This window comes from Dactylosporangium sp. CA-139114 (genome assembly GCF_050955725.1).
Classification (GTDB): domain Bacteria; phylum Actinomycetota; class Actinomycetes; order Mycobacteriales; family Micromonosporaceae; genus Dactylosporangium.
The window spans coordinates 3,475,530-3,498,455 of sequence record NZ_CP192080.1 but is presented as its reverse complement, the minus strand read 5'-3'; the positions used below and the strand labels follow the sequence as shown (position 1 = coordinate 3,498,455).

Sequence of the window (22,926 nt, the reverse complement as noted above, 5' to 3'; positions counted from 1 at the left end):
GGCACCGATGGACGGAGGAAGCCTCACGGATGTGAGACCGCTACCGCCGTTGCCACGTCCACCGACCACTTCCTTCGTCAGCGTCCACACCTGCCGGGACCTGGCGGGAAGTCCTCGATGTCGCGAGTGACCCGGCCCAGCGCGCTCACCGCGTTCGTCGATGAGTCATTCATTCACCGGCAGGGTCATCCGGGCGTCTACCTCCTGGCCGCGGTCCTGGTCGAAGGCGGTGACCTGAAGGACGCGGTGCAGGCTGCCCGGGCGTCGGCCGCCGGACACGAGTTCCACGCGACGCGCCTGCACCGCCTCGGGCATTTGGGGGTCGTGGAGGCGATGCTGGACGTCGTCGCGCAGTGGGCGGGCTGGACCGTGGTCGTCGCGCACACGCCGATCGAGCAGCATCGTGAGGCGGCCCGGCAGAGTGCGCTGCAGCGCCTGTTGCGGTACCTGGACGGGCAGAAGGTTAGCGATGTCGTGCTCGACCGGCGGGCGGACCCTGCACAGGCAGCCGTCGCCCAGCGCAGCGGCCAGCGGCTCGCTGACCCGGAGCACCGCGATCTGCGCACGTTCCGGCATCTGGTGCGCGGCGGGGAGATCTCCAACCGGATGCGGCTGGTCCACCGGGATGACGTATCCGAACCTGGTCTGTGGATGGCCGATGCGGTCGCGTGGTCCACTCGACGGGCACTCGCGTCGAGCGAGCCGCAGTGGCTGTACCGGGTGATCGACGCGACGACGGTGCTGCACGCGCAGACCGGTGTCGTGTTGACGATCAGCGACGACGGGGCCGCTCTGCCCGATGGTGATCGCGGCCCCCACAGGTGGGCCCAGCGAGATGCGATCTCCGCCCAGCCCATGTTGTCGTCTCCTGCAGGATATCGCGCGCCCGCGGCCAGCGCCCACCCACAGCCCGTCGGCCGGTACATGGCCTCGGTGCTGCGGCAGGTGGCCGCCGCGTCCTCCCGGGTCGAGGCCGCCGGCCTGGTGCGCGAGGTGCAGCACCTACGCGCCCAGATCGACCGGCTGACCCGTGTCGTGACCGCCGGCGGCGGCGTCGCCGCCGGGCCAGACTCCGGAGGGGTCACACACGAGCCGATGGATGAACGGTCAGCGCATCGGCCGGGACCCCACGAGCCGGACCTAAGCTGAACGCCGCCGACGCACGTTCAGCCGCAGCGGCCGGGCCAGTACGCCGCGCGGCCCGGTGCGGAGAGCGCCGTCCGGCTCCACGCGTTGCTCACCACGAACTCCAACGGCGCCGTGCGGTGACCGTGAATCGAATGGCCAGCGCCTGGGATGACCACCACGGAGACTTGGCTGCCCGCCGGGTAGTACGGCCGTTCCCGGGCGCAGACCTGCGCCGCGGTACTGCATGGCAGCGCGGCATCGTCGCACGACAGCGCGTCGTGATCCCCGACGATCAGCAACACCGGGGCGGTGATGTGCCGGCTGTAGAACGGATCACGGGCAAGGCCCATCGTGGCTCGCTCACCCGTCGTTCCCGTCGCCTTCGTCCGCTCGTCGCGATTGATGACGGAGCGGTCCGCGCCGGGCAGATAGTAGAAGTCGAGACCACGGGTATCGGTCTTCGTCGTGACGTACCCGTCGGGCATCGGGTCGCCGGCGAACACCTGATCGTCTCCGGCGGGGTGCAGCCCGGCGGCGATCACGGCCTGCTGCGTCGTGTTGGGCTCATGCAGATAGCCAGTCAGGACCAGGGCGTCGACGTCGTGTTGCGTGGCTGCCTCGACCATCCACACGGCGGAGCCGTAGGAATGCCCAACGCCGACGACGCGCGTGTATCCGAAGGGTGGCTGCCGCAGGCGCTGCACCAACTGGTGCGCCACATACGCCTCGGTCTCGGCGGTGACCTGCTCAGCCGGTGGCCGGTCGCTGAGCCCGACGCCGACCCGGTCGACGTTGTAGACCGCGGTGCCGGCATCCGCCGCCGCCCGCACATACGAGCGGCCCTCGCTGGGCAGACTGTCCCAGTAGGTGTGATCGTAGGTGAACCCGGACATCAGGACCTGCACCGTGGCGGTGGGCCGCGCCGGCCGGCACAACCAGCCCGCCACCCGGTACCGGGCAGCGGCATCGGGCGTCAGCGCGACCCACGAGTCGAGGCGCTGACACGGTACAGCGTGCGCGTGCGCCGTATCGGGGGTACACACCAGCATCGCGGTGACGAGCAGCGGCAGGACGAATAGCAGTCCGTGCAGCCAGCGCCACACGCTCGTGCGTGTCGCGGCGCCAACGACCTGAGCACCGTGCATTTTCGGACTCCTTCGTCGCAGCAGTGAAGGGATGTCAGGCGAGTTCCACCTCGGCCGGTGCCGGATCATCCGACGGTGCCGCCTCCTGCGCGCGGGACGGCGACGTGATGCGGCCGGGGTCGGTGAACGGCCGAGGGGCTGCAGCAGCGGCGCCGCTCACCGCTGCGGTTCGGTCTGCGACGTCGGCGCGCAGACCGGCGATGCCGTCACGGACTACCGCGGCGTGCTGCCGTTCGACGTGTCGGTCCAGGGCGGCGTAGAGCGCGCTCTCGCGCTGCAGGGTGCTGCGCCAGAACGGTCCATCAGTCGGCCGGTTGGCGGCCAGCAGCTCGGGGTCGGTCCGGCGCACGACGTCAGCGCCCGGCGCAAGGATGGGATTGAAGCGATCCCGGGTGTGCGGCTGCGCGGCGGTCACCGCGGCGATGTCGGCGGGATGTCCTGCGGTGAGCCGGTCGGTCTGCCGATCGAGCAGCAGCCAGTGTGTCGCGTCCTCCGCCGGGCTGCCAAGACGGATTTCGCCCAGCATCAGCTGCGCGATGGGACTCGCGGCGTAATGCCGCCACGCGACCTGATCGGCCACGTCGCGTACGCCACCGTCGTCCAGGCGCAGCAGACCCTGTTCGAAGTAGATCGCCACGTAACGGTCGCCGCCGCGATACCCGAGGAAATCGGCCAGCACCGGCGGGGCTTCGGCCGGCAAGACGACCGGCTCCCCGGGCTGCGGCGCGGCCACGCTGAACGGCGCCATCACCGACACCGGGCCGGTCGAGCAGCCGCCGACGCGCTCGCCGACGTGGTCGCCGATCGCCGTGGAGGCAGCGGCCGGCGTCGTCGGGATCGGTGCGCTGGCCGGCGCTGCCAGCGCTCGGCGGCTGCAGGCCGCGCCGGGCTGGGCGGGGCTTCGCGTGGGCGGCGAGCGCGGCGAAGGGCCACGAACGTGGCACCACCCGCGCCGAGCACGGCAGGCGCGGCCAGGAGCGGGCCGGCTGCCCCGAGCACGACGGCGGTGACGGCCGTCGAGATCACAGCCGGTGCGGTGCGCCTCCAGCTGGGCAGCAGGACGATGCCTGCCGTGGTGCCCGCGAGGGTCACTGCGGCGAGGAGCACGGACAACACGCGCAGCAGCGGGCCGACGCCGACGTTGGTACTGACGCACGTGCCCGCAGCAAGGACGGTGAACCCGGCCTGCGCCAGCAGGTTCCGCCGTGGCCGGCCAGCCGGTGCCCCGGGTTTGGACAGGAGCGCAGGCAGGGCTCCTCGTATGGCGAGGGCGTCCCCGAGACGTACGGCGCCGGCGACGAACGTGATCCCGGCGCCGCAGGTCAGCAGCAACGCGACGGCCGCGGCCGCAGGTCCGGCCGCCTCACCAATCCCGCGGCGCAACAGCGTGATGAACGGTGCCGGCGTGCTCGCCGCGTCTGGGCCCAGCACGCCGATGGTGACCGTGGCCAACGCGAGGTAGAGCACGCCGACGATGGCGACAGCAGCAGCGGCGACCTTGGGCAGCGTCCGCTCCGGCCGCACCACGGCGTCGGTCAGGTGCCCGCACGCCTCCCATCCAGAGAACGCGATGAACAACACCGCCATGGCCCGACCGACCGGCACCGGACTGGCCGGCACCAGTGAATGGAGATTCGCCTGGTTCACATGCGGAGCAGCGCTGACGACTGCGGCGGTCAGCAGCACCAGGAGTGCGCCGACAAGGCACAGCTGCAGTCGTCCCGAGGTGTGCAGACCGAACAGGTTGGCGGTGAAGACCACAGCCAGGATGCCGCCAGCCACCGCGAGCGCGGCGCCGTGACCAGCGCCAAGCGCGGTCGCTGCGTACTGGCCGCCGATCAGGGCAGCAGCGCAGGCCGCAAGCGGGGCCGCGCAGTAGAAGCACCACCCAATGACCGCGAACGCGCGAGGTCCGAACGCCATCTCCGCCAGACCCGCAATGCCACCGGCCTGCCGGTGCCGAACCGCCAGCGCCGTGAACGTGGCGGCCAGCGGCACGCTCGCGGCGACGAGCGCCGCCCAGGCGAGCAGTGAGCCAGCGCCGGCCACCGCGGCGGCGAGGGCCGGCAATGTAAGCACGCCCGGCCCGAGCAGTGCTCCGACGTAGAGGGCAGTTGCCTGGACGGGACCGATGCGCGCGGTCACCGCGCGGCCCACGATCGCAGGAGGTCATTCACCACCCGATCGTTGGCGCATCGCCCGATAGACCAACAGGCGCCACCCGGTACCAGCCCGTGCCATGACCAAGTCGCAGCGGGTATCTACCACCCAGGTCCGGCCGCGGTGACGTTGCGGATCGTCGATGCCCCGGCCGACCTCGGAGCCTGCCGACGCCCTTGCCGACTGAACGCCCCGTGGGCAGCTACCAGGTGTTGAGTTGTCGCCGCGACCAGCGTCCGACCAGGTGAGTGACCGCTGCCGCATCGCAGTCGACCACCCGGGGCCCGAGCTCTACCAGCGTTGGCCCGTCTGGACGGTACAGATCACCAGCCGACAAGATCGGCAGCGTCGAGTCCTGCGTCCTCGGCCGCGCGCACCATCGCTTGCCGTACGACGTCGCGCACCTCAGGCACCGGCAGCGAGCCACGGCCGACGACGCCGATGTCGAGCCTCGAGAGGTGCGTCTTGTGCGTCGTGCCGAACGCGGCAAGGTCGACCAGGTCGACGAGCCGGAAAATCCGTTCACCGCCGGAGTTCTGCCCACGCTCATTGATGACGAACAGGCCCACCCGTGGCCGGTCGCCGGGATCGCCGTCCGGCCGATCAGCCAAGGCGAGGGGAAGCACGTCGAACGCGACCTTCCACGCAGTGATAAAGAAGTCTGCGATCTCCGTGTGGGACAGCCGCCGAGCGACCGGACTGTTGGGCTGACACGGCTCGCTCTGGCAGCCGTCGAAGTCGAACTCGATGTCGACGATGCTCGTGAGGTGCTGCGCCCGCATAAGGCTGGGCATGAGGAACTGCAGCGTTCCGCGGAGGGCGGGCCGGCCGTCGGCTGCGGGGATCACGCATCCGTAGGAGGCACCCCAGCTGTCGTTGAGGGCGAACTGGTCGTCACGCGGCCGCCACCGCAACTCAGGCGGCACCACGGTCCGCTCGGCGGCCAAGGCCGCGATGATGGCCGTCATCTCCGGCTTGGCTAGTTCAGCGGTGAGCCGCCGTCGACCCGCTGCCGTGAGCCGCGGGTCCTGCTGGGTGAACGGGATCTGCGCGATAAGTCGCAGCCGAAGGTCCAGAGCGTTCTGCGAGTTGAAGGAAGCGTCGGCGTTGCCGGCGTTGTTTGGGTCGAACGCGAGATTCGGGACCCAGCTCCACCCACCGTCCCTTGTTCGGCACATCGTGCCCCCGTGCCAGGATCCGCTCTCCGTCGGCACCTGATCGACGGCTGGGCCGATGTAGCGCTCGTCGCCGCCAGCGGTGTGGGCTGGCAAGCCGACGCCGTGCACTCCGCCGCCCGGACGGCCCACACCGATTCTCGCGATCCCATTCCACAGGTCGGCAGTGATGACGACCGCCGACCGGCCCCATATCGCACAGATGACCGCCGGATGACCGCAGCGTGCACCCCGCAGGTGCTGTACGACACCCGGTCCAGCTTCGAATGCCTCCCCGCTGGGCAGGCCGAGGAAGGACGCACCGCCCGCGGCGTCGTACGCTTCCTCGAACGCCTGCTTGACACCCGGTACGCCGTCGCCCACACGAGGGCCGGTCCTGGCTGAGCCAGACAGCGCCGCGTGCAGCAGCTGGGCAGTGGCATGGTTGAGCTGGCCGGTCGCCTCCAAGCGTTCAACGACCGCCGAGAGTTCGGCAGTCGCATCACGGAACGCCTGAACAAGCAGGTCGGGCAGCCGGGTCGTCAAGTCGCCGAGCTCGTGCAGCGCCGCGCGTGTGGCCGTATCGAGCTCGGCCTCGCGTTTGGCCTTCCACTCGCGCAGGACCTCGACCGGATACCGGCTTCGGGTACGCACATCATCGATGATCTTGTGGTGGCGACCACAAAGGAGCAGAAGGTTCTCAAACGCCTCACGGTCCTGGACAGCCTCACCACCGCGCGGGCCAGACGAAACGGCGCCAACAATGTGCGCGACCTCGCCAACGAACACCGGCTCACCGCCATCGACGACAACAACCGGCTCATCACACTCGGGCGCGTAGCAATGCCCGCGGCTTAGCCCATACAAGGCCCGCCGGACTCGTTCGGGGATTGCGCCCCGCGCGTCAACCACGCCGTGCAGCCTAACCCTTGTCGTTACTGACGCCGGCCTACGCGCCGGGCGCCGCCATGACCGCGAATGCTCACCGCAGCGGCGTCTGGCGCTTGTCCCACGCTCTGCTCATGAGAGCCTCGATGGCTCGGTCAGCCCGGGCTTCGTCGATGCGAACCACGCGGCGGCATGCGTCACCTACGTGGATGCCGAACGTGTCCGTCCAGGCCGCGCATTCGGCACCCAAGATGAAGATCATCGCGTTCAGGGCATGGGTGCGGCCGGTGTACTTGGCAACCTCAACGTCATGGGCGTCCTGGATGGCGACGAGCGCGTTGCGGGCGACGTTCCAGTAGGTCTTCGTCGCCGTGCGCGAACTCTCCGAGAGCGCGGCCGAGCAGGTTCAACCGCTGTAGGTTCTCACCACGACTGGCGGACCGCGCATGAGAGTGCTGGGTGCTCGCAGGCTTTCTCACCCTGTGGCGGCTGCAGACTCTCACGATCATGGCGGATTCCTCCGCAGTGGTGACCTTCCAGCGCGGGAGCGCTGGCAGGCCAGGCGAGGCGGCAAGCGTGCGACCGGCAACTGCGGAGCGTCACGGTAGTCGATCCGGCGACATACTTAGCATAGATATGAGTCACCGGACGACACGACGGTGCAGATGAGCGCCATAGTTTACTGGCAGAGACGGGACCGAACTTGGGTACTGAGATCACGCTTGACGTGGGCGGCGTTGCGGTCACATACAGTAAAAACCATCGCGGAATTGATCATGGATCGATTTTTCAGGAGCAGGACCGAAAGGCTGTCAAAAGCGACCAGATCAACTACGACTGGTACGAAGAAAATGACGAGAACCCCGAATCCCACGAGATGGCGTTCACGCGACCGCTGAGACACGTCGCTCCGCGCCTCGAACTTCTCGGCTTCAACTTGGAGCGCGTCCGACGCGAGTACGGCGTGATCGCGTCAAAATGGAAGGGGGAAAAATTCTACCTTCGTGACGGTGAAGAAAAATCTCCTCCGATCGAACCGATGAGCTTTATAGAGTTTATGAATTTTGCTATCGCACACCCTATAGGCAGTCTCGACGACACTTTCGTCTCGCCGTCTTCAGGTCATGAAAGTGCAGCGCAGATACAGGTCCGATTCAAAGGAAAGGGGATCGAAAGGATACCGGCATACGGACTCTCCTCATCTCCATCCTTTTCGGAGCGAGAATTCTTTGTCAGATTGATAAATATCCTCCATCCCTACTCGGTCTTGCGAATTTTGGCGGAGGCTGAGGCGAATAAAGACGCCGCTGTGGTCTGGCAGTATGGTCCCCTCGCGGAGGCCGGATGGGCGGCTGAGCGGGAATTCTTTCCCAACGCCCGACGGACCGAGACATTCCTGATTGCTACCGAAGGTAGCTCCGACGTCCACATTTTGAGGCACGCTCTCGCGTTATTGCGGCCCGAGGTGGCGGATTTCTTCCGTTTCATCGACGTCAGCGAGAGTCACCCTTTCTCGGGCACTGGGAGCTTGGTAAAGTTCGCAGAGGGGCTCGCGAAAATAGACGTTCACAACCAGGTCCTCTTCGTGTTCGACAACGATGCTGAAGGACTCGAAGCGCATCAACGTCTGTCGACGTTGAGGTTACCTGGGAACATGCGCAGCGTAATGCTGCCCCAGCTTGAAGAGTTTTGCTCATTTCCCACCCAGGGCCCCGAAGGGGTCCATCACACGGACATCAATCGCCGCGCGGCCGCAATTGAGTGCTACCTTGATCTAAACGCAGGGAACCATCCGCCAGCAAAGATTCGTTGGACGAACTATAAGAAGAATCTAGACACCTACCAAGGCGCACTCGAATTCAAAGAGGGGTATTACAAACAATTTTTGAAGCAAACCAGGGAGAGTCTAGACCGTGGCACATATGACGTTCGCAAGATCGAGGCTGTGCTCGACTACCTCATTGCAGAATGTGTTGCGATCGCGGTCGACCAATTTGATCAAACCGACGTTGAACCCCTGAATCTGTTCTGAATCTTGAAAGACCGTCCGTGGGCTCGGGCGCAGCGGCCTATACGGCGAAAACAATACTGGGCGCCGAGCTGCTAGGTTCGCCAGGCGCACAGTCGCCGTTATCCGGTCTCAGAAATCATGGCGAATGACCATGCGGTGAGCTCGCTCGCGACAAGTAGATGGAGACGAACAAGGCGGTCCCGGCTCGGGCTGTCGCGTCAACAAGATGCGACCTGGCTCGATGTCCCAAGCATCCTGTCATCGGTCGGTGCCCGTGAGCTGGACTTCGACAGGTACAGCGAGACGCGGTCGGTCAGGATTCTCGGTGATGTTGGTGGATTCGATGCATCAACCGGTGCCGACGGATGACCATAACCGGTCCCACCCACAGGTCACCCGCCTGCGCGGCCGTGACCGTGAGTCACCACCTTGGCCGCACCGCCAGCTTTTGGCCTGAACCTGGGCGCACCGGATCGCGGCTACTTCCGTGCACCTGATCTTGGTCGACGCCAGGCCGGCGGCAGATCCAGGCTCCTCTGCTACTGCTCGTCGAACCAGCGAAGGGTTCGCGCGACATCGGCGAGGGGTCGTTCCGGTGCGCTGTTGGATACGCAGCGTTCGGCGGCCCGTACCCACGCGAACGGGAACTGGGCGGGCGAGTTGAGGATGCTACGTGCGATGTCGTTCGGCAGGGCAACATCGTCGACACGAGCGGCTGCGTACGGACCGCACGCTGTCAGTAGGCTGAGATGCGCGGCTGTCGGATGTTGCATCATCCGGGTTGAGATCGCGCTGGTGGCCGGCCAGCCGACTGTTCCGAGTGATGCTACGGCGGCCAGTTGCTCGCCGGAAAGCATCGGCAAACCGTCCGCCGCCTCGGTGTGATGGGCGACCAGGAGTGTCGCCTCAGTTGAGGACGCTGCCATTGCCGCCAGCGTGCTTGCGGCGAGTCGTCGCCCCTGGCCGCTTCGGCCAAGTCTGCTGGAGCTGCGCAGGAGCGCGTCGACCATTGTCGCCGGCAGGTCCGTCAACGCGTTGTTGAGCAGCTCGATACTCTCGCCGACAACGGAGTCTTTGGCGACTGCTACCAGTGCCAAGGCCCAAGTGGCGCGTGACAGCAGGTCATCGGCTGCGCTGTACTGGTCGTGCCACCACTGGGCAGTGCCGCGGTTGTAACGGGTTTCTTGGAGTAGCCGACCGTAGTCGGGTTCTGGCCCTAGTGCGGCGGATCCTCCTGTGATGTCGCCTCCGGTCCGCCACCGGCTGTTGGAGACGAACGCGCCGATGATCGCAATTTCGGCGGCGAGCCAGCATGGCCCGATGGTGTCGCGGAGTGCGCGAGCGGTGTTCCCCCAAGGGGACGTCGTTCCGGCCTGCCCTTTCCGAAAGGCCATGGCGGCCTGGATGCGATCGAACCTTGGGTCGCGTTTCTTGAGGCGCTGGATCGCTGCCTGGCGTTGGGCGGCTGTCAGGGTGTGATCACCGGCGATGTCGGAGGTTTTACGTGCTTCGTTGGCTCGGGCAAGTTGTAGGAAGTTCTGTGGGCGTAGTACTCGTAGGAGATCGGCCGCGTAGCCGTAGCCGGTGACGGTAGCGTCGGAGCAAGCCCCGGACAGGACGGCCTCGATGAGCTGCTGTTCTGCAGCGGATCCGATAGGTGGGTTGACGGCGGCGCTTAGCGCAGCCTCGGCAGCGCCTGGCGCGGTAAGGTCGAGCTTGACGATGGTGTCCGGGCCGAGGTCGTTTCCGCCGAAGAAGTGCGCGCCGACGCGCAGCCAGGCAATCTCAGCCCGGGTGCCGATGGCCTGTTCCATGTGGGGTCGCCACCATGCCTTAAGGTGTTCGGCGGCGGCCGTCAGCTTCGCAAGGAGTGCGATGCGCTCTTCGGCGAGGTTGTCGGAGGGGTCGGTCTGCACAGTGTGTTGGAGGTGCTCGGCGAGTTGGGCGCCGCCGCGGTCGAGCGCGAGGGTGGGCATGTCGAGATCGTTGCGGATGGTGTGAGTGATCAGCCGGACGCTGAGATCATCGGTGAGGACTTTGGTGGCGCGGTTCTGCGCCCGTTTACGCTCGGAGAACACACCGTCGACGAGGAGAGCCCAGGCCCCGGTGCGGATCTGGCCGGGGTGGGCGTTGGTTTCGAACGCCTCCTCGAGGCCGTCGGTAAGGGTGCTCAGTTCGTTCTCGTTGGCGCAGCCAGCGTAGAAGCGGCAGGTGTTGAGCCAGTATGGGCGGGTGATGAGTTCCTGGAGAACTTTGTCGCGGGGTATCGCGGCACCGCCGGCGAATTTGTAGAGATACGTCGCGGCGAAGTATTCGCGTACCGGCTGCACGTCGAACTCGAATGTGCCCTGGACCTTGCTGGTCAAGGCCCACACGCGGTCGGTGACCGCGGTGAACAGGTCGTCGACGATCGAGTTGTCCTTCTCCTGAACGTATAGATAGTCGTTGATGAGTCGCTTGATGGTCTTGGTGGGCAACCGCCCGTCGCTACCGGCGGACTCGGCCAGGCACTGTACGTGCCAGCCGAGGTAGGCGGTGATCTCTTCGAGGTCGCTGCGGTGACGCCGGACCAGCGGATCCTTCGATTCCCGGTCGAGAAAGATCTCCATGTACGAGCGATAGAGGGCGGTGCGGGCCGACGGCAGCGAGTCACCGCGCGCGTGGATGAGATACAGCAGGATCGACAATTGCATCGGGTTGTCGGCCAGCTGCGCGATGTGTGCCTCGGCGGACCGGTGGTCGAAGATCGTCTGTAGCGCGCGTCGGTCGCGTCCGCGGACGTTGTGGACGTCCGCCCATTTACGCAAGTAGGCGGTGCGTAGCGTCGGGCTCAGGCGCACCAGTGAGATGGTTTCGAACCGCTCGTGGGAGGGCTCAGGCAGCCCCGACGCGTTCGGGCGGGTCGTTACGATCAACTGCGGCATGACGGCGCCGCGACCGAGTCGGCTGGCGAAATCGTCGATCTCCGTGACGATTCTGGCCCGGTTGCGCACCTGCCCAACCTCATCGAGGCCATCGAGGACGACCAGCATGGGAAATCGGTCGAGGACGTCTTGGACCATCTCGACGGTAACGGTGCGGTCGCCGCTGCGCTTGTGCAGCAGATAGGCCAGGAACGAATCGAGGGCGACATCCTTGCGGGGCTTACGAGCCCTATCGAAGGCCGGGCCGCCGTGGTCGGACAGAGGCTCACCACCCTCCATCCAGTCGACGTAATCGCGCAGATCCACCCGGATCGGCAGCCGCGCCTCCCGGGTCGTCAGCCGGGTCGGCTGCGCGGCGAGAAACGCCGTCTCCTCCAGATACACCGCGCGGTGGACCTGGCACACGTACTGGCCGAGGGTCGACTTGCCCTGGCCCGGCTCACCGATGACCAGGGTCAGCGGCTGCGTCGCTCGCAGCAGATAGGCCGCGGCCCCGCGCAGGTCGACCCGATCGAGCGGCCCGGGCATCTCGCCGGTCGGAACGTTGGCCGGCTTCAGCCCGGCCGCCACGGAGGGGCGACTCAGTCGTTTCGCTTCCACGTCGATGAAGAGGTTCGCCAAGCTCTGGGTGTCAAGGTCGACCTGCTTAAACTTGATCTTCGAGTCGTCGCTCCACTGCGTCGAGATGACTTTCATCAGCAGCTCGAAGATGTCCTTGTCCCGGCTACGCCGCCGATCACCCTCGATCATGTAACGGACAAGGTCATGCCCGGCGAGCATGTCGGCGTAGGACCATTTGAGTTCGTCGGGGGCTAGGTCAACTCGGGCGTCCAGGTCGGCCTGCCACCAGCAGGTCATCGGGATGCCGAACGCTTTCGAATGCGCGGCCAGCCTCTCGTCGAGCTTGTCCATCGTGCCACGCTTCGGCGTGGCGGTGCCCGCCACACATGTCATCAGGTAGTAGGCATCGGCGCCGGCGGCGACGAGGCGCCTGATGTTGTCCGCTTCTTCCTTGATCGCGTTGTCGAGCCAGGTAACGGGAGTGCGTATCCGCGTCTTGCTCCACTTCACCTGAAAAATCACCCGACGTTCGCCGTCGTGTTGGACAGCGTCGCGGCCACCGTCCTTCTGACCGACCGGGAAACACTGGACGCCGGGCAACTCTCGCACCAGCAGCGCATTACACAACTGCTGAAACCGCTTCTCACCGAGGCGCTCGTACAGGTACTTCCACGAGTCGTTGATCGTGTCGAGTGCCATCGAGTCCTTCAGCGCCGTCGAGGTGGGGGCAGGGCCCGCCGCGGGACAGCGGCAGCCGCCGATCCAGTATCGCATCACGTCATGAACACTCACCGCACGCGACGGGGTCGGAGCGACTCGCGAGACTGGCCGACGGCGTGCCCCGAGCGTCGTCGCGTGCTGCTCTCTCAGCGGGTTGATCAGCGTTAGCCTCACAGCCGATACCAAAGTCCTGGAGCTATGGCGGTTGTGTCCCCCGACGCCGACGAGAGACGGACGGACCTTGGCCGGTAGTGTTCCCGGCGCGGGCATCTACCTGGGCAGAATCAGCGCCCTGAACTGGGCGCAGGACGCATGCGCACCTCTGCTCGACGAGGCGCTCGCCGCGCGGAACCCTGCCGCCCTATCCCGGCCCGCCGACCACGGCCGGGGACTTCGAGGAGAAGCTCAACCCGAGCATGGACGACTTCGCCGAAATGTACGCGCGGTACGACGCCACGGAGTTCCTCAACGCCTCGCTCATCGTGCCGGTGGACTTCACCGGCCTGATCAAATTTCCCGCGCAGAGCATCTACGACGACGTGACGAACGTGTTCAGCGCGCAGCGGCTGCGCGCAGCGATCGCCCCGATCGCCGCCGAGGTCGGCCTGCCCGCCGGCCTGCCGAGCGGCCCGATGACGCTGACCACCGCCATCAACGACCCGCCACCTTCTACGTGGCACTGTTTCAGCAAGCGCCGAGCATTCCCTGCGACATGGCTGCCCGCTGACCTACGTCTAGCAGTCCGGCCACGCCCTACCTGCTCGACGGTCAGCCCGTCTTCGACGCGCCAGAGTTCAACGACCATGCCGCCTGCTAACGGCGCGGAACAACCGGGCGTAACCGCGCGCCGCCGGCCCCCACGCGGCAGGCGCCAGAAGAGGAAGCCAGGCCGCGATTGAGAATTTAGTCCAGGCTAGAAAAGTCCAAGTCAACAACGATGTCTAGCACTGATATGTTCGATGCGTCACAGAAACTCTTGATGAGCTCCCAGAGTGGGTTCTCGAAATCGCGCCGGTTACGCAGCGAAACCCTCGGTACGCCCTCCTCGGGATCGTCTATGTCCAGCTCTACAAAGTTCCCTTCCTCCAGGAACTTCAGGTGCGGGTAGAGGCCACGGTAACCGACCCCCGCCCGAGCCTCCAACTCATGAATCTGCATCCTAATCTTGGATCGATTCCCCCACTGGCTCTTGCCCTTCTCAAGTATGATTGCGAGAATTCCTCGATGCTCCCGAGGAAGATCTGCCAGCTGCGCTGCAAATGCGCGCATCTCCTGCGCAAGAGCTGGAAGCTCGACCGGACGGTTCGGCAAGTCAATGAAATCAGCAAGACGACTTAGGCTGAAGGCGCCATGAGCTTGTTGTTGCTTGGTCAGATCCTGTACCGCATCTGCCAAGCGGGCTATGGCGGCTTCGCCAAACCTAGACTCATGATCCTTTTTTAATTGCCGCAGTTTGGCAACAGTGTATTCAGGCGCATCCGTAACCTTGTGGTGCACGTAACAAAGAAATAGAAGATTTTCCGCGGACCGTCGCTCCTCATCTGTCTGGGAAGCGTTGTAGCGCGGACCCCCACGTTCCGCCGCCTCGATATGAGCAAGCTGGGCTATATAGATGCCCGCATCATTGATTATCCGGGCGGTGCAGTCAGGATAGGCGCATTCATTTCCGGAGTGCAGATAGAGGGTCCGGAGCGTCTCTTGGGTTGGCTGCAAACGTGGCATACGCCCATCATCTCGCAGGAAGGCTCCTTGCTGCGCACCCTTCCCCGAATAGGATTCGCGTTTGCGCCGGAGTGCACTCACGTCGGCTGCCCGGATCCGGAAGCGCAGCGCCAGCGGAACCGCCACGATCGACGCTACGCAGCGTTACCAAGGGCGCGGGAGGCAGTCCGCCAGCAGCCCCCGGCGGCACCCATGGGAAGCGTCAAGCCCGTCCGGATAACACTGATCCATTGAGACCCGCCAGATTGCCTGAGATGTATTCCAGGCATACGTGTACATATCGGGCCTCTGCCGCCACCGTGCACGAGAATCCGTCGGGAAGCCCGCCAGCTGTCCGAGAATCCGCCAACCTCACGGAGACCGGACAAGCCGTACGCGGGTCGCTCTCGTGATCTTGGCGGAACCGCCACCCCGGCCGCCAAGATCGTGGGAATCCGCCATCCGCGGTGAGAACCTACAACCGCAATCACGGAATAATGCGGCGAATAGCCGCAATCTGGGCACTCCACGAACTGAGATTGCTGATCTTGACGACGTCGCCGGTGTGGGGCGCCTGGACGATGAGCCCTTGGCCTATGTACATGCCGACGTGGCCCGGGCGAGTGCGGGTGCCTTGGCTGCCAGGGATGAGAACGAGGTCGCCGGGGCGGATGTCGTTGAGGGATGCCACGGCGGTGCCTGTGCTCACCTGGCCGCCGGTGGTGCGGGGGATGCTGATCCCGGCCGCCCGGTAGGCACCCTGCATGAGGGATGAGCAGTCGCATTGGTGTGCGGGGATGCCTGAGTGGGCGGCGGTGCAGTCGCCGCCGTAGTGGTAGGGGGTGCCGAGTTGTTGCAGGGCCCAGCCGATCGCGGTGACGACTGCCGCTGGGGTGTCGGCGGGGAGGGTGAAACCGTCGGGGAGGCCGGCGCCGTCAACGTCGATGCTGCCGTCGCCGCCATCGATGGGGCAGTGGAGGTCGGTGATGCCGAGTTGGCCACTGGGGTCGCCTCCGACTGCCGCGACGACCTGGACGGCGTCGTCCTCGAATTCGGCGTATCGGTCCGGGTAGGCGGAGCGCTGGACGGCCTGTGCGGCTTGCGCGAGGGGCAGCTGTTCCCAGTTCGGGATCGTGAGGAGCTTGTCGTAGAACTTGCCGGCCGCGTATCGGGGATCGAGCAGTTGCGCGGCGGTGCCCCAGCCCTGGCTTGGGCGTTGCTGGAACAGCCCGACCGAGTCGTGGTCGGTGACCTCGGCGGTGTTGACCAGCGAGGATTCCGTCATCGCCGTGGCGACGGCGACGACTTTACCTCGGGTCGGGATGTTGCGTTCGGCGCCGACGGCGACGATGACGGCGGCGTTGTGGACTTGGTCAGCGTTCCACCGGCCCACCTGTCGGCCGCTGCTGGCCGTGGCGTTGGTCGGGGCATCAGACGTGTCGGTTGTGGCGTTCGGGTCTTGGTTGGAGGTGGCGGTTGCCGCATTGGTGGTGCAGGCGTAGGCGTTGTCCGGGGTCAGGATGGCCGCGAGCGCGCCGCAGCCGATGACGACGGCCGCGACGACGCCGAGGACGACAAGGACCCATCGGGTGCTGGTGCGGCGCTTCATGGTGTGGTTCCGGGTTCGACGTCGTCGACGAGCCAGCTGCTGCTGGCGTGAAGGATGGTGACCTTGACGTCGCCGCTGGTGACGGGCACGAGCACGACGGCGCCGGCTGGCGTCGCGGACAGCACTCTCGGCGCCGTCGATCCGGTCGGGGTGGCTGCGCCGGGCGGCGTGGTCGGCAGAGCAGTCGGAACTCGTGCGGGGTCGACGGTGGCGAGGGCCTGTGCATAGCGCAGGGTTGCGAGCGGGACGAGGTCAGCCAGCCACGCCGGGGGGTCGATGGTCGGCCGGCCCCAGAGCTGGATGAAGCGGGTCGCCGCGTCGATGGCCGCCGGATCGATCGGTGCTTCGGGTGCCGAGGTGGTGGCGTCGGCAGAGCGTGTCAGGTCGGTGCGTTGGTTGGACGCTTTCGGCATGGGGTTCTGCGTGTTGGGCGCGGTCGGGCTGCATCCTGCGACAGCCGTGACTGCGGCTGCTAGCAGCAGTGCTATCGCGCGTGCGCTCCTCATGGCGCCTCGTCCGGCGCTGCTGCCGGCGGCCAGCCGCCGGCTGCCTGATCGACGCTTTGTCCCAGTTCGTAGACGGCACGCCGCAGGTCGGTGAGCGCGGTGTCCTGCTGGTGCCATCCGATGGTGCGCAGGCGCCGTATCTGCTGCGTGATGTCCGCAACGAGCGGGTCGACGTGGTCGGCCAGCGCGCGGAGATCGATAGCCGGTTCGTCGCTGCGTGCGGCCGGGAGATGCGTTACCGGCCCGTCTGCGTGGCGCAGCTGTGATCGTGCAGTCGTGACGTGGCCCATCAGGTGTCCAGCTCCGCGGCGCGGTCACGCTCTAGCGCTGCATACTCTTCCTCCAGCTCGCGGTCGTCAGCTGCGAGCTGCTCGATGAGTGCGCGGTCGCGTTGCTCGCGCAATTCGTCTTCGCTCATGGCGGTGTCCTTCTGTTGGCCGGGTTCGTTGTCGTTGCGCCGCTCTGCTTCATCGCGGGCGTCGCGGTAGGTTTCGATCCGGTTGTTGATCCACGTGCTGGTGTCTTTGATCCCGATGCTCAGGTCACGGACTTCGTGCTCGAGGGCTGCCCAGCCGGACTCTGTGGTGACGAGGGCGGGCCGGGTCACCGCTGATCACCTCCGGCGCGAGCTGCTGTCTCGGGCGGGTCTGGGTCCACTTCGCCGCCGGCGGCCGCGCGGACGGCGTTGGCCGGGCCGGGCGGGAGCGGGCGCTCGCGGCCGTCCGCTTCGGCTGTGTCGAGTGCGGTGTCGCGCCAACCGGGTGGCCAGTGCAGGTCGACCCGCCGGTCGGTGTGTTCGCCGTTGCGGCAGCGGGTGGGTTCGTCCCAGTCGCGGATGCGGGCGCGGGCGCGGGCGAACGCTTCGAGCCAGCGCAGCGGGGCGTCGCCGGTGGCGCGTGGGTCGTAGGCGACGTGCCAGCTCGCGGCGAGCGCGGTGAGCTCGTCGACGAGTGCTGGGTGGCGGTGCCAGCAGGCGGGAAGTTCTTCGGTGAGTTGGTATCGGTCGCTGATCCAGGCGACCCAGTCGATCAGCCAGACCCAGACGTTGGCGGCGGTGGGACGGTCGAGCAGCTGCCAGCGCAGGTCGGCCGGGGCGCCGGACCGGATGGTCGGGCCTGCGGCGGCGCGGATCTCCTCGCGGAGCTTGAAGTGGTCTTCGGCAAGGGCTGCCACGGTGTCGTGGAGCTCGGCGAGGCCGCCGGTGAGTAGCGCGACGGTCTCCAGTGCGTTGTCCATCGGATCCGGGGTCACGCGCTCGTTGGGCTGTGGCTGGCCCGGGTTGCCCGGGTTGGTCGAGGGTGTCGTCATGGTGTGGCTGCCTTGGCGAGTCGGGCTTGGAACGCGTCGCGGTCGGCGGTGCGTTCAGCGGCGTCGGGGCGCTCGTACCAGGCCGGTACGGCGAGTTCGACCGGGCGGAGGTTGCCGACGAGGGCGAGCGCCCGACCTTCGGGCAGGCTGCGCAGTTCGGCGAGGTCGACGAGGTTTTCGCGGCGGACGCTCTCGGACACCGACGCGCGTCCGCCGCCCCACGAGTGCGAGGAGGAGACCTCCTGGACCTGCCCGGCCAGTGCCTGGGCGTCGCGCAGGCCCTGCACGTCAGTGGAACCGCCGATCAGCAGCCGGGCGTTCGCGGACGCGTCGATGGACCGGCCGGCCTTATCGCCCCAGCGTTCGATGAGCTGCTGGGTGTTCTGGCAGTAGATGTCCACCGCGATGCCCGAGCCGCCACCTTCGGTCATCAGCGACGGCAGCGACCCGAGGGGTGCGACGTTCGCGATCTCGTCGCCGACGAAGTACAGACACGGTTCGATACGTCCGCCCGGTGCGGTGAGCGCGATGCGTTTGGCCTGGTACAGGAGGTCTTCGGTGACGGCGGTGAGGAGCGGCGCGATGAGGGCTTGGGCGTCGCGGGTGCCGACGAGGTAGAGCGTGCCGGACTGGGCGAGCCAGTCGGCGGCATGGAACTGCTGCCCGCGCGGTGGGCTGCACGCGGCGAGCACCCGCGGGTCGTTGAACGCGTCCAGGGCGCCGGACACGACGCTCTGGATGGTGTCGCGGGCCCGGCCGGTGGTTTCGCGGTGCCGGGCGAGCCGGTCGGCCCAGCTGTGGATGCCGTGGTGGCGCAGGATCCGTTCGGGCCGTGCGTTGGACGGGTTCTGGCTCCAGGCCAGGACGTCGACCATCGTGGCGTGTTCGTCGAGCGCGGCTGCGCGCAGAATCCCACGGATGAGACTCGCAGCCTGGTCCTGGAAGTATTTGCCATTTTCGACGTTGTCGGCGCCGACGCCGGAGCCGCTGGCGAAGCCCTGGGCGCGCAACATCGCGACGATCGGGTCGTCGGCCCCTTCGATCGGTGACCAGCGGATTCTTGGCACGCCGGGGATCTCGCCCTGCGGTTCGAAGACGTGGGTCGGGCCGATCCGGGCCCGGTGTTCGAAGGTGACGGCGGCGACGTCGAGGCGGGTGCTGGTGGAGATGACCGCGCCGCGTGCGTCGAGCACTCTGGGGATGACGAACCTGGTGGTCTTGTTCCCGAATCTGGCGACCGCCGTGGCGAGCAACGTGTATTCGTTGGCGAGGAAGAGCGGGCTTCCGGTGACGGCGTCGTTGCCGAGGAACCGGCCGACCTCGAGCGGGTCGTGGCGGCGGGCGGTTTTGGCGGCGGCAGCGGCGGGGGTGTCGCGGTCGCGGATGGTCAGGCCGGGCCGGACGATGTCGGTCCGGGCGAGGACCGCGTTGGCGGACAGGAGTTTGCGGGCGTCGCTGGTGCGGGCGAATCCGGGGCGGCGGCGATGCCGCAGCAGCAGCCATGTCACGGCGGCGAGGCTCGACAGGTGGTGGGCGAGCAGGAACGTCCAGATCGGGTAGAGCACCCACGGTGGTGGCTGGTCGGCTCGGGCCCGGACGGGCCACGCGTCGGCCGGGTGGCGCAGGTGCCCGGCAAGGCGCAGCGCGATCGCCGGCGCGTCGGCGGGGGTGCTGTCCGGCCAGGTGGCGTGGGTGAGGATGCCGCCGAGTTGTCCGGCCAGCCACAGCGTCCACATGGTGGCGCCGGTGACCACGGCGAGGAAGGCGAGCATGCCGAGCCGGACCACGATGTCGGCGCGGGACAGGCCCTGGCGGGGCATCCCGTGCCCGGGTGCGGACAGCGGTGGGCGTCGCATCAGTCGGCCCCCCGTCCCGCCGTCGGCAGCTGCGCTGCGCCAGTGGTCCGGCTTGCCGGCTCGCGGCCGGCGTTCGGGGAGACGTGACCGGTGAACGCGGCCTCGATGCGGGCTTCGGCGTCGTCGGTGCGCGCATCGGTGGCGGCGATCGCGTCCATCTGGCTGTCGGTGTGCACCATGCCGCGTTCGATCGAGGACAGTTGGTGCCGCACGACGTAGGAGCGGGTGCCGATCTTCCACAGCCCCACGCCTTGGCGCAGGAATCGCAGCAGATCGGTTTCGACGTTGGTCGCGCCGAGGAACTCGCGGGCCGGTTCCAGCGAGCCGGGTTCTTGGCCGTAGCTGATCCGGACACCGGAGTCCTCGATCAGGCCGCGCGCGATACGCACGGCCTCGCTGTCACCGTCACCGATCGCGGCGAGGTCGGAGAAGCGGTGGAACGCCAGGACGTTGCCGATGCCCAGGGCACGGGCGAGTTTGAGCTGCTCGCGCATGCGCCGGATCAGCGGCAGATGCCGCGCGATCAACGCGAACTCGTCGTAGATGCACAGCCGCGATCCTGCGTCCGGCCGGGACAGCTCGGCTTCCAGCCATGACTGTGCGCAGGTCATGGCCATGGCGGTGAGCTGGTCGGAGGCGCGGATGTCGCGCAGGTCGAGCACGGCGCCGGGCTCGTCGAAGTCCAGCCGCGCGAACGCGGTGGTGTCGTCGCCGTCGAAGACACCGCCGATCGCGCCGCGGATGAGCCGCTCCAGGGCGAGCCGGACCCGGCGTGAGTCGGCGATGAACGTGTCGAGGGGGTAGGCGAGGTCCTGCAGGCGGTGCTGCCAATGCTCGGGTTCGCCCATCGCGGCGAGCACCCGGGACAGGGTCGGGGTGCCCTGCCGGTCGGGGCTGGTCCCGTCGTCGGTGCGCACCACGGCGTCCACGGCGTACTCGACGAGGGAGCGTTCCGCCTCGCTCAGCGACCCGCCGAGCTGGATCTCCAGCAGCCCTTCCAGCAGCAGCAGCCGGCGGGTGCGTTGGACCTGCAGCCACTGCGGCACCGACATGCCCGGCTCGCGCCGGATCCCGGCGAGGGGGTTCATGACGATGCCACGCCCGGGTCCGATCCGCAGCGGGGTGATGCCGCAGAGCCTGGCGAGCTCGGCGTACTCGGAGCGGATGTCGGTGACGTAGAACCGCTGCCCGAACGGCACCCCTCTGAAAGCCAGGGTCTTCAGCAGCGAGGACTTCGCGGTGCCGATCCGGCCGGTGACGACCATGTTCGGGGCGCTGAGCAGTTTCGCCCGGTACAGCTCGTGCAGGCTGAACGTGAACCCGGAGCGGGAGTAGACCTCGGTGCCGATGAGGGGCCCGTCGACGGGCAGGCCGCCGTCGGTGACGAACGGGTACACCGAGCACAGCTGCGCCGAGGTCGTGACCAGGGGCGGCAGCCGCAGCAGCGATCCGGGCCGCCCGGCCGCGGGTCCGTAACTGCCGCGGCGCCCAACCGGCGGCGGGCCGGTCAGCTTGGCCTCTTGCGCGGCGAGTGCCTCCTGCTCCCGGCGGAGCGCGGCGAGGGCGCGGGCGGCGTCCCGGCTACGGGCCCCGTCGGCGATGAGGTCGCGCAGCGACCCCTCGCGGCGCACCCTGGGGCGTTCCTGCCGGTGGCGGGTCATGCGGACCACCCGCGCAGCGGCTTCAGCCCTCGGGCGAGCGGCAGCGCACCGGCGGCGAAGCCCTGGTCTTGCTCGCCGTACAGGGTGACGGCTTCGCAGCCGGCGCGGGACAGCACGCGTTTCGCGGCCCGGGTGTGCCGGTCCAGCTCGTCGGGGGTGTCGGCGGTGACGGTGATCAGCAGCTGGTAGCGGTAGCGGACGTGACCGGCGGCCTGCTCCCGGTCGATCTGCAGGACCGCCTTGGCCTCTTCGTCCTCCCGCGCGGTGCGCACCAGGCGGAGCTTGCGTTTGGTGATCTCGTCGCCGGCGGTGGCGACCTGGTCGCGGCGGGCGGCGAGTTGCGCCAGCGCGGCGGGGACGGGCTGGGCGGTGAGGGTGACGGTCCGCCGGCCGCTGCCGCGGGTGTAGAGCGGGGTGAGCCAGGTCCCACCGACCGGCTGGCGGGGCATCTGCGCCACCCACAGCGTGCGGGACAGCCCGGAGTCGTGCCGGTAGGTGTCCCAGCCGACGGTCTCCGCGGCGAGCGGCCCGGCCAGCCGCGGTTCGACGCCAGGCGCCACACCTGCCTCGGCGGGCATCCCGGCGTGGCCGGTGGTGCTGCTGCCGCGCAGGTCGACGGCCTCCTGATCGGCCGGGTCCCATTGGGTGCGCAGCACTGCCGCGTACCGGCGGGGGCTGAGCCAGCCGTGGGTGCTCACCCCGGCCTCGGCGACGGTGGCGGCGATCCCGGCGAGGCGTTCCAGGATCACCACGCCGATCGCGGTGTCGGTGCCGCCGGCCGCGTCGATCTCCCCGGACATCCTGGCGATGTCGAACACGACGACGAGGAACGTGTCGTGCCGCTGCCCGCTCGGCGCCGCGGCCGCGGTCAGTTCGGCGAGGGACCGGTAGGCGGTGCTGCTCGTCTCGACGGCCCGGGTGGCGAGGTAGCGCTGGGCGCGGTTGCCGGTGTCGGGCACCGTGCGGGTCGTCAGCGACCACCGCACCAGCCCGGAGTCGGCGTATTCAGAGCCCAGGATGTTCAACGCTTGGGCCCAGTCGGTGAGGCGGCGGGTCTGGTCGTCCGGATCGGCGAGGACATAGTTGCCGCCGGTACACGCCAGGGCCGCGGTGACGGTCTTCTCCGTGCGGTGGTACAGCAGGCCGACCTGGGTCACACCGTCGGCGGCGACGGCGGTCAGCCACCGATACCCGGCGGCCGCGCCTGGCAAGTCGAGCAGGTCACCGCCGTTCGCGGCGAAGATCCCGCCGCGGTAGCGGTCCTGCCGGGTCACCTTCTGCACCAGGGCACCGGTGATGACCGGCAGCCACTCAGTGATCCGGCGGCCTTTCAACCGCAGCAGCGCCAGGACGACGAGCAGCACCGCGATACCGAACATGGCGACGGCCGGCCATTTGTGCCCCGCGGCGAGCAGGTTGATGCCGATCATCGCGCAGATCAGGCCGACGACGACGCCGCCGATCTGCGACCAGGTGAACCCGAGCACCGCGCCGCGGGTACTGCGGGGCGGAAACGTGAACCTCGCTGACATCGATCCCCCGTCGTCTCAAAGCCGTACCGGACTGCTGTCGTTGCTCGCCGAGAGGCGCCGCC

The 22,926-nt window shown here is 67.7% G+C and carries 18 protein-coding genes; 3 read left to right on the top strand and 15 right to left on the bottom strand.

Annotation, left to right across the window (positions count from 1 at the left end):
* Positions 1-117: 117 nt before the first annotated feature.
* Positions 118-1,149 carry a hypothetical protein gene (locus ACQP2P_RS15850; RefSeq protein WP_433616795.1) on the top strand — a complete coding sequence of 344 codons (1,032 nt, stop codon included), beginning with the start codon at positions 118-120 and terminating at the stop codon, positions 1,147-1,149.
* A gap of 17 nt (positions 1,150-1,166) precedes the next feature.
* Here the strand turns inward: ACQP2P_RS15850 and ACQP2P_RS15845 are convergent, their stop codons facing one another.
* The 5 genes from ACQP2P_RS15845 to ACQP2P_RS15825 form a co-directional block, all read right to left on the bottom strand.
* Entirely contained in the window at positions 1,167-2,273 is a 1,107-nt protein-coding gene (locus ACQP2P_RS15845) for an alpha/beta hydrolase (RefSeq protein WP_433616793.1), read from the bottom strand.
* Between the two features lie 34 nt (positions 2,274-2,307).
* Positions 2,308-3,021, bottom strand: coding sequence for a hypothetical protein (locus ACQP2P_RS15840; protein WP_433616791.1), 714 nt, complete (start codon positions 3,019-3,021; stop codon positions 2,308-2,310).
* Positions 3,021-4,418: an APC family permease gene (locus tag ACQP2P_RS15835; protein WP_433616790.1), complete on the bottom strand. Its 1,398-nt coding sequence runs from the start codon at positions 4,416-4,418 to the stop codon at positions 3,021-3,023. The genes ACQP2P_RS15840 and ACQP2P_RS15835 overlap by 1 nt, the downstream gene beginning before the upstream one ends.
* Before the next feature lie 338 nt (positions 4,419-4,756).
* A complete protein-coding gene (locus tag ACQP2P_RS15830) occupies positions 4,757-6,499 on the bottom strand; it encodes a hypothetical protein (protein ID WP_433616789.1) in 1,743 nt (580 codons plus the stop codon).
* A 70-nt stretch (positions 6,500-6,569) separates the two neighbouring features.
* Entirely contained in the window at positions 6,570-6,737 is a 168-nt protein-coding gene (locus ACQP2P_RS15825; RefSeq protein ID WP_433616787.1) for a hypothetical protein, read from the bottom strand.
* A gap of 441 nt (positions 6,738-7,178) precedes the next feature.
* On the opposite strand from ACQP2P_RS15825, the gene ACQP2P_RS15820 reads away from it, so the two are divergent.
* Positions 7,179-8,507: a HEPN/Toprim-associated domain-containing protein gene (locus ACQP2P_RS15820; protein WP_433616785.1), complete on the top strand. Its 1,329-nt coding sequence runs from the start codon at positions 7,179-7,181 to the stop codon at positions 8,505-8,507.
* Between the two features lie 518 nt (positions 8,508-9,025).
* On the opposite strand, the gene ACQP2P_RS15815 is transcribed toward ACQP2P_RS15820, so the two are convergent.
* Entirely contained in the window at positions 9,026-12,748 is a 3,723-nt protein-coding gene (locus tag ACQP2P_RS15815) for an NACHT domain-containing protein (RefSeq protein ID WP_433616783.1), read from the bottom strand.
* Positions 12,749-13,107: 359 nt separating this feature from the next.
* Here ACQP2P_RS15815 and ACQP2P_RS15810 point away from each other — a divergent pair, with 359 nt between their 5' ends.
* A complete protein-coding gene (locus ACQP2P_RS15810) occupies positions 13,108-13,590 on the top strand; it encodes a hypothetical protein (RefSeq protein WP_433616781.1) in 483 nt (160 codons plus the stop codon).
* A 4-nt stretch (positions 13,591-13,594) separates the two neighbouring features.
* Here ACQP2P_RS15810 and ACQP2P_RS15805 read toward each other — a convergent pair whose 3' ends face one another.
* From ACQP2P_RS15805 to ACQP2P_RS15765, 9 genes are all read right to left on the bottom strand, one after another.
* Positions 13,595-14,539 carry a hypothetical protein gene (locus tag ACQP2P_RS15805; protein ID WP_433616779.1) on the bottom strand — a complete coding sequence of 315 codons (945 nt, stop codon included), beginning with the start codon at positions 14,537-14,539 and terminating at the stop codon, positions 13,595-13,597.
* Positions 14,540-14,879: 340 nt separating this feature from the next.
* Entirely contained in the window at positions 14,880-16,001 is a 1,122-nt protein-coding gene (locus tag ACQP2P_RS15800; protein WP_433616777.1) for a C40 family peptidase, read from the bottom strand.
* Positions 15,998-16,414 carry a hypothetical protein gene (locus tag ACQP2P_RS15795; RefSeq protein ID WP_433616776.1) on the bottom strand — a complete coding sequence of 139 codons (417 nt, stop codon included), beginning with the start codon at positions 16,412-16,414 and terminating at the stop codon, positions 15,998-16,000. Before ACQP2P_RS15795 ends, ACQP2P_RS15800 begins: the two co-directional genes overlap by 4 nt.
* 89 nt (positions 16,415-16,503) lie before the next feature.
* On the bottom strand, positions 16,504-16,797 hold the full coding sequence (locus ACQP2P_RS15790; RefSeq protein ID WP_433616774.1) for a hypothetical protein: 294 nt from the start codon (positions 16,795-16,797) through the stop codon (positions 16,504-16,506).
* Positions 16,797-17,114: a hypothetical protein gene (locus tag ACQP2P_RS15785; protein ID WP_433616772.1), complete on the bottom strand. Its 318-nt coding sequence runs from the start codon at positions 17,112-17,114 to the stop codon at positions 16,797-16,799. The genes ACQP2P_RS15790 and ACQP2P_RS15785 overlap by 1 nt, the downstream gene beginning before the upstream one ends.
* Positions 17,111-17,815, bottom strand: a complete 705-nt coding sequence (locus tag ACQP2P_RS15780) for a hypothetical protein (protein ID WP_433616770.1) — start codon at positions 17,813-17,815, stop codon at positions 17,111-17,113. The genes ACQP2P_RS15785 and ACQP2P_RS15780 overlap by 4 nt, the downstream gene beginning before the upstream one ends.
* Entirely contained in the window at positions 17,812-19,671 is a 1,860-nt protein-coding gene (locus ACQP2P_RS15775; protein ID WP_433616768.1) for a type IV secretory system conjugative DNA transfer family protein, read from the bottom strand. The genes ACQP2P_RS15780 and ACQP2P_RS15775 overlap by 4 nt, the downstream gene beginning before the upstream one ends.
* Positions 19,671-21,332: a hypothetical protein gene (locus ACQP2P_RS15770; protein WP_433616766.1), complete on the bottom strand. Its 1,662-nt coding sequence runs from the start codon at positions 21,330-21,332 to the stop codon at positions 19,671-19,673. The genes ACQP2P_RS15775 and ACQP2P_RS15770 overlap by 1 nt, the downstream gene beginning before the upstream one ends.
* Positions 21,329-22,864: an SCO6880 family protein gene (locus ACQP2P_RS15765; RefSeq protein ID WP_433616764.1), complete on the bottom strand. Its 1,536-nt coding sequence runs from the start codon at positions 22,862-22,864 to the stop codon at positions 21,329-21,331. Before ACQP2P_RS15765 ends, ACQP2P_RS15770 begins: the two co-directional genes overlap by 4 nt.
* Positions 22,865-22,926 lie beyond the last annotated feature (62 nt).

Excerpts from the sequence above, each read along its gene's own strand:
- ACQP2P_RS15850 (WP_433616795.1), top strand. The coding sequence starts at position 118 with ATGTCGCGAGTGACCCGGCCCAGCGCGCTCACCGCGTTCGTCGATGAG.
- ACQP2P_RS15845 (WP_433616793.1), bottom strand. The coding sequence starts at position 2,273 with ATGCACGGTGCTCAGGTCGTTGGCGCCGCGACACGCACGAGCGTGTGG.
- ACQP2P_RS15840 (WP_433616791.1), bottom strand. The coding sequence starts at position 3,021 with ATGGCGCCGTTCAGCGTGGCCGCGCCGCAGCCCGGGGAGCCGGTCGTC.
- ACQP2P_RS15825 (WP_433616787.1), bottom strand. The coding sequence starts at position 6,737 with ATGATCTTCATCTTGGGTGCCGAATGCGCGGCCTGGACGGACACGTTC.
- ACQP2P_RS15810 (WP_433616781.1), top strand. The coding sequence starts at position 13,108 with ATGGACGACTTCGCCGAAATGTACGCGCGGTACGACGCCACGGAGTTC.
- ACQP2P_RS15800 (WP_433616777.1), bottom strand. The coding sequence starts at position 16,001 with ATGAAGCGCCGCACCAGCACCCGATGGGTCCTTGTCGTCCTCGGCGTC.
- ACQP2P_RS15795 (WP_433616776.1), bottom strand. The coding sequence starts at position 16,414 with ATGCCGAAAGCGTCCAACCAACGCACCGACCTGACACGCTCTGCCGAC.
- ACQP2P_RS15790 (WP_433616774.1), bottom strand. The coding sequence starts at position 16,797 with ATGGGCCACGTCACGACTGCACGATCACAGCTGCGCCACGCAGACGGG.
- ACQP2P_RS15780 (WP_433616770.1), bottom strand. The coding sequence starts at position 17,815 with ATGACGACACCCTCGACCAACCCGGGCAACCCGGGCCAGCCACAGCCC.
- ACQP2P_RS15775 (WP_433616768.1), bottom strand. The coding sequence starts at position 19,671 with ATGCGACGCCCACCGCTGTCCGCACCCGGGCACGGGATGCCCCGCCAG.
- ACQP2P_RS15770 (WP_433616766.1), bottom strand. The coding sequence starts at position 21,332 with ATGACCCGCCACCGGCAGGAACGCCCCAGGGTGCGCCGCGAGGGGTCG.
- ACQP2P_RS15765 (WP_433616764.1), bottom strand. The coding sequence starts at position 22,864 with ATGTCAGCGAGGTTCACGTTTCCGCCCCGCAGTACCCGCGGCGCGGTG.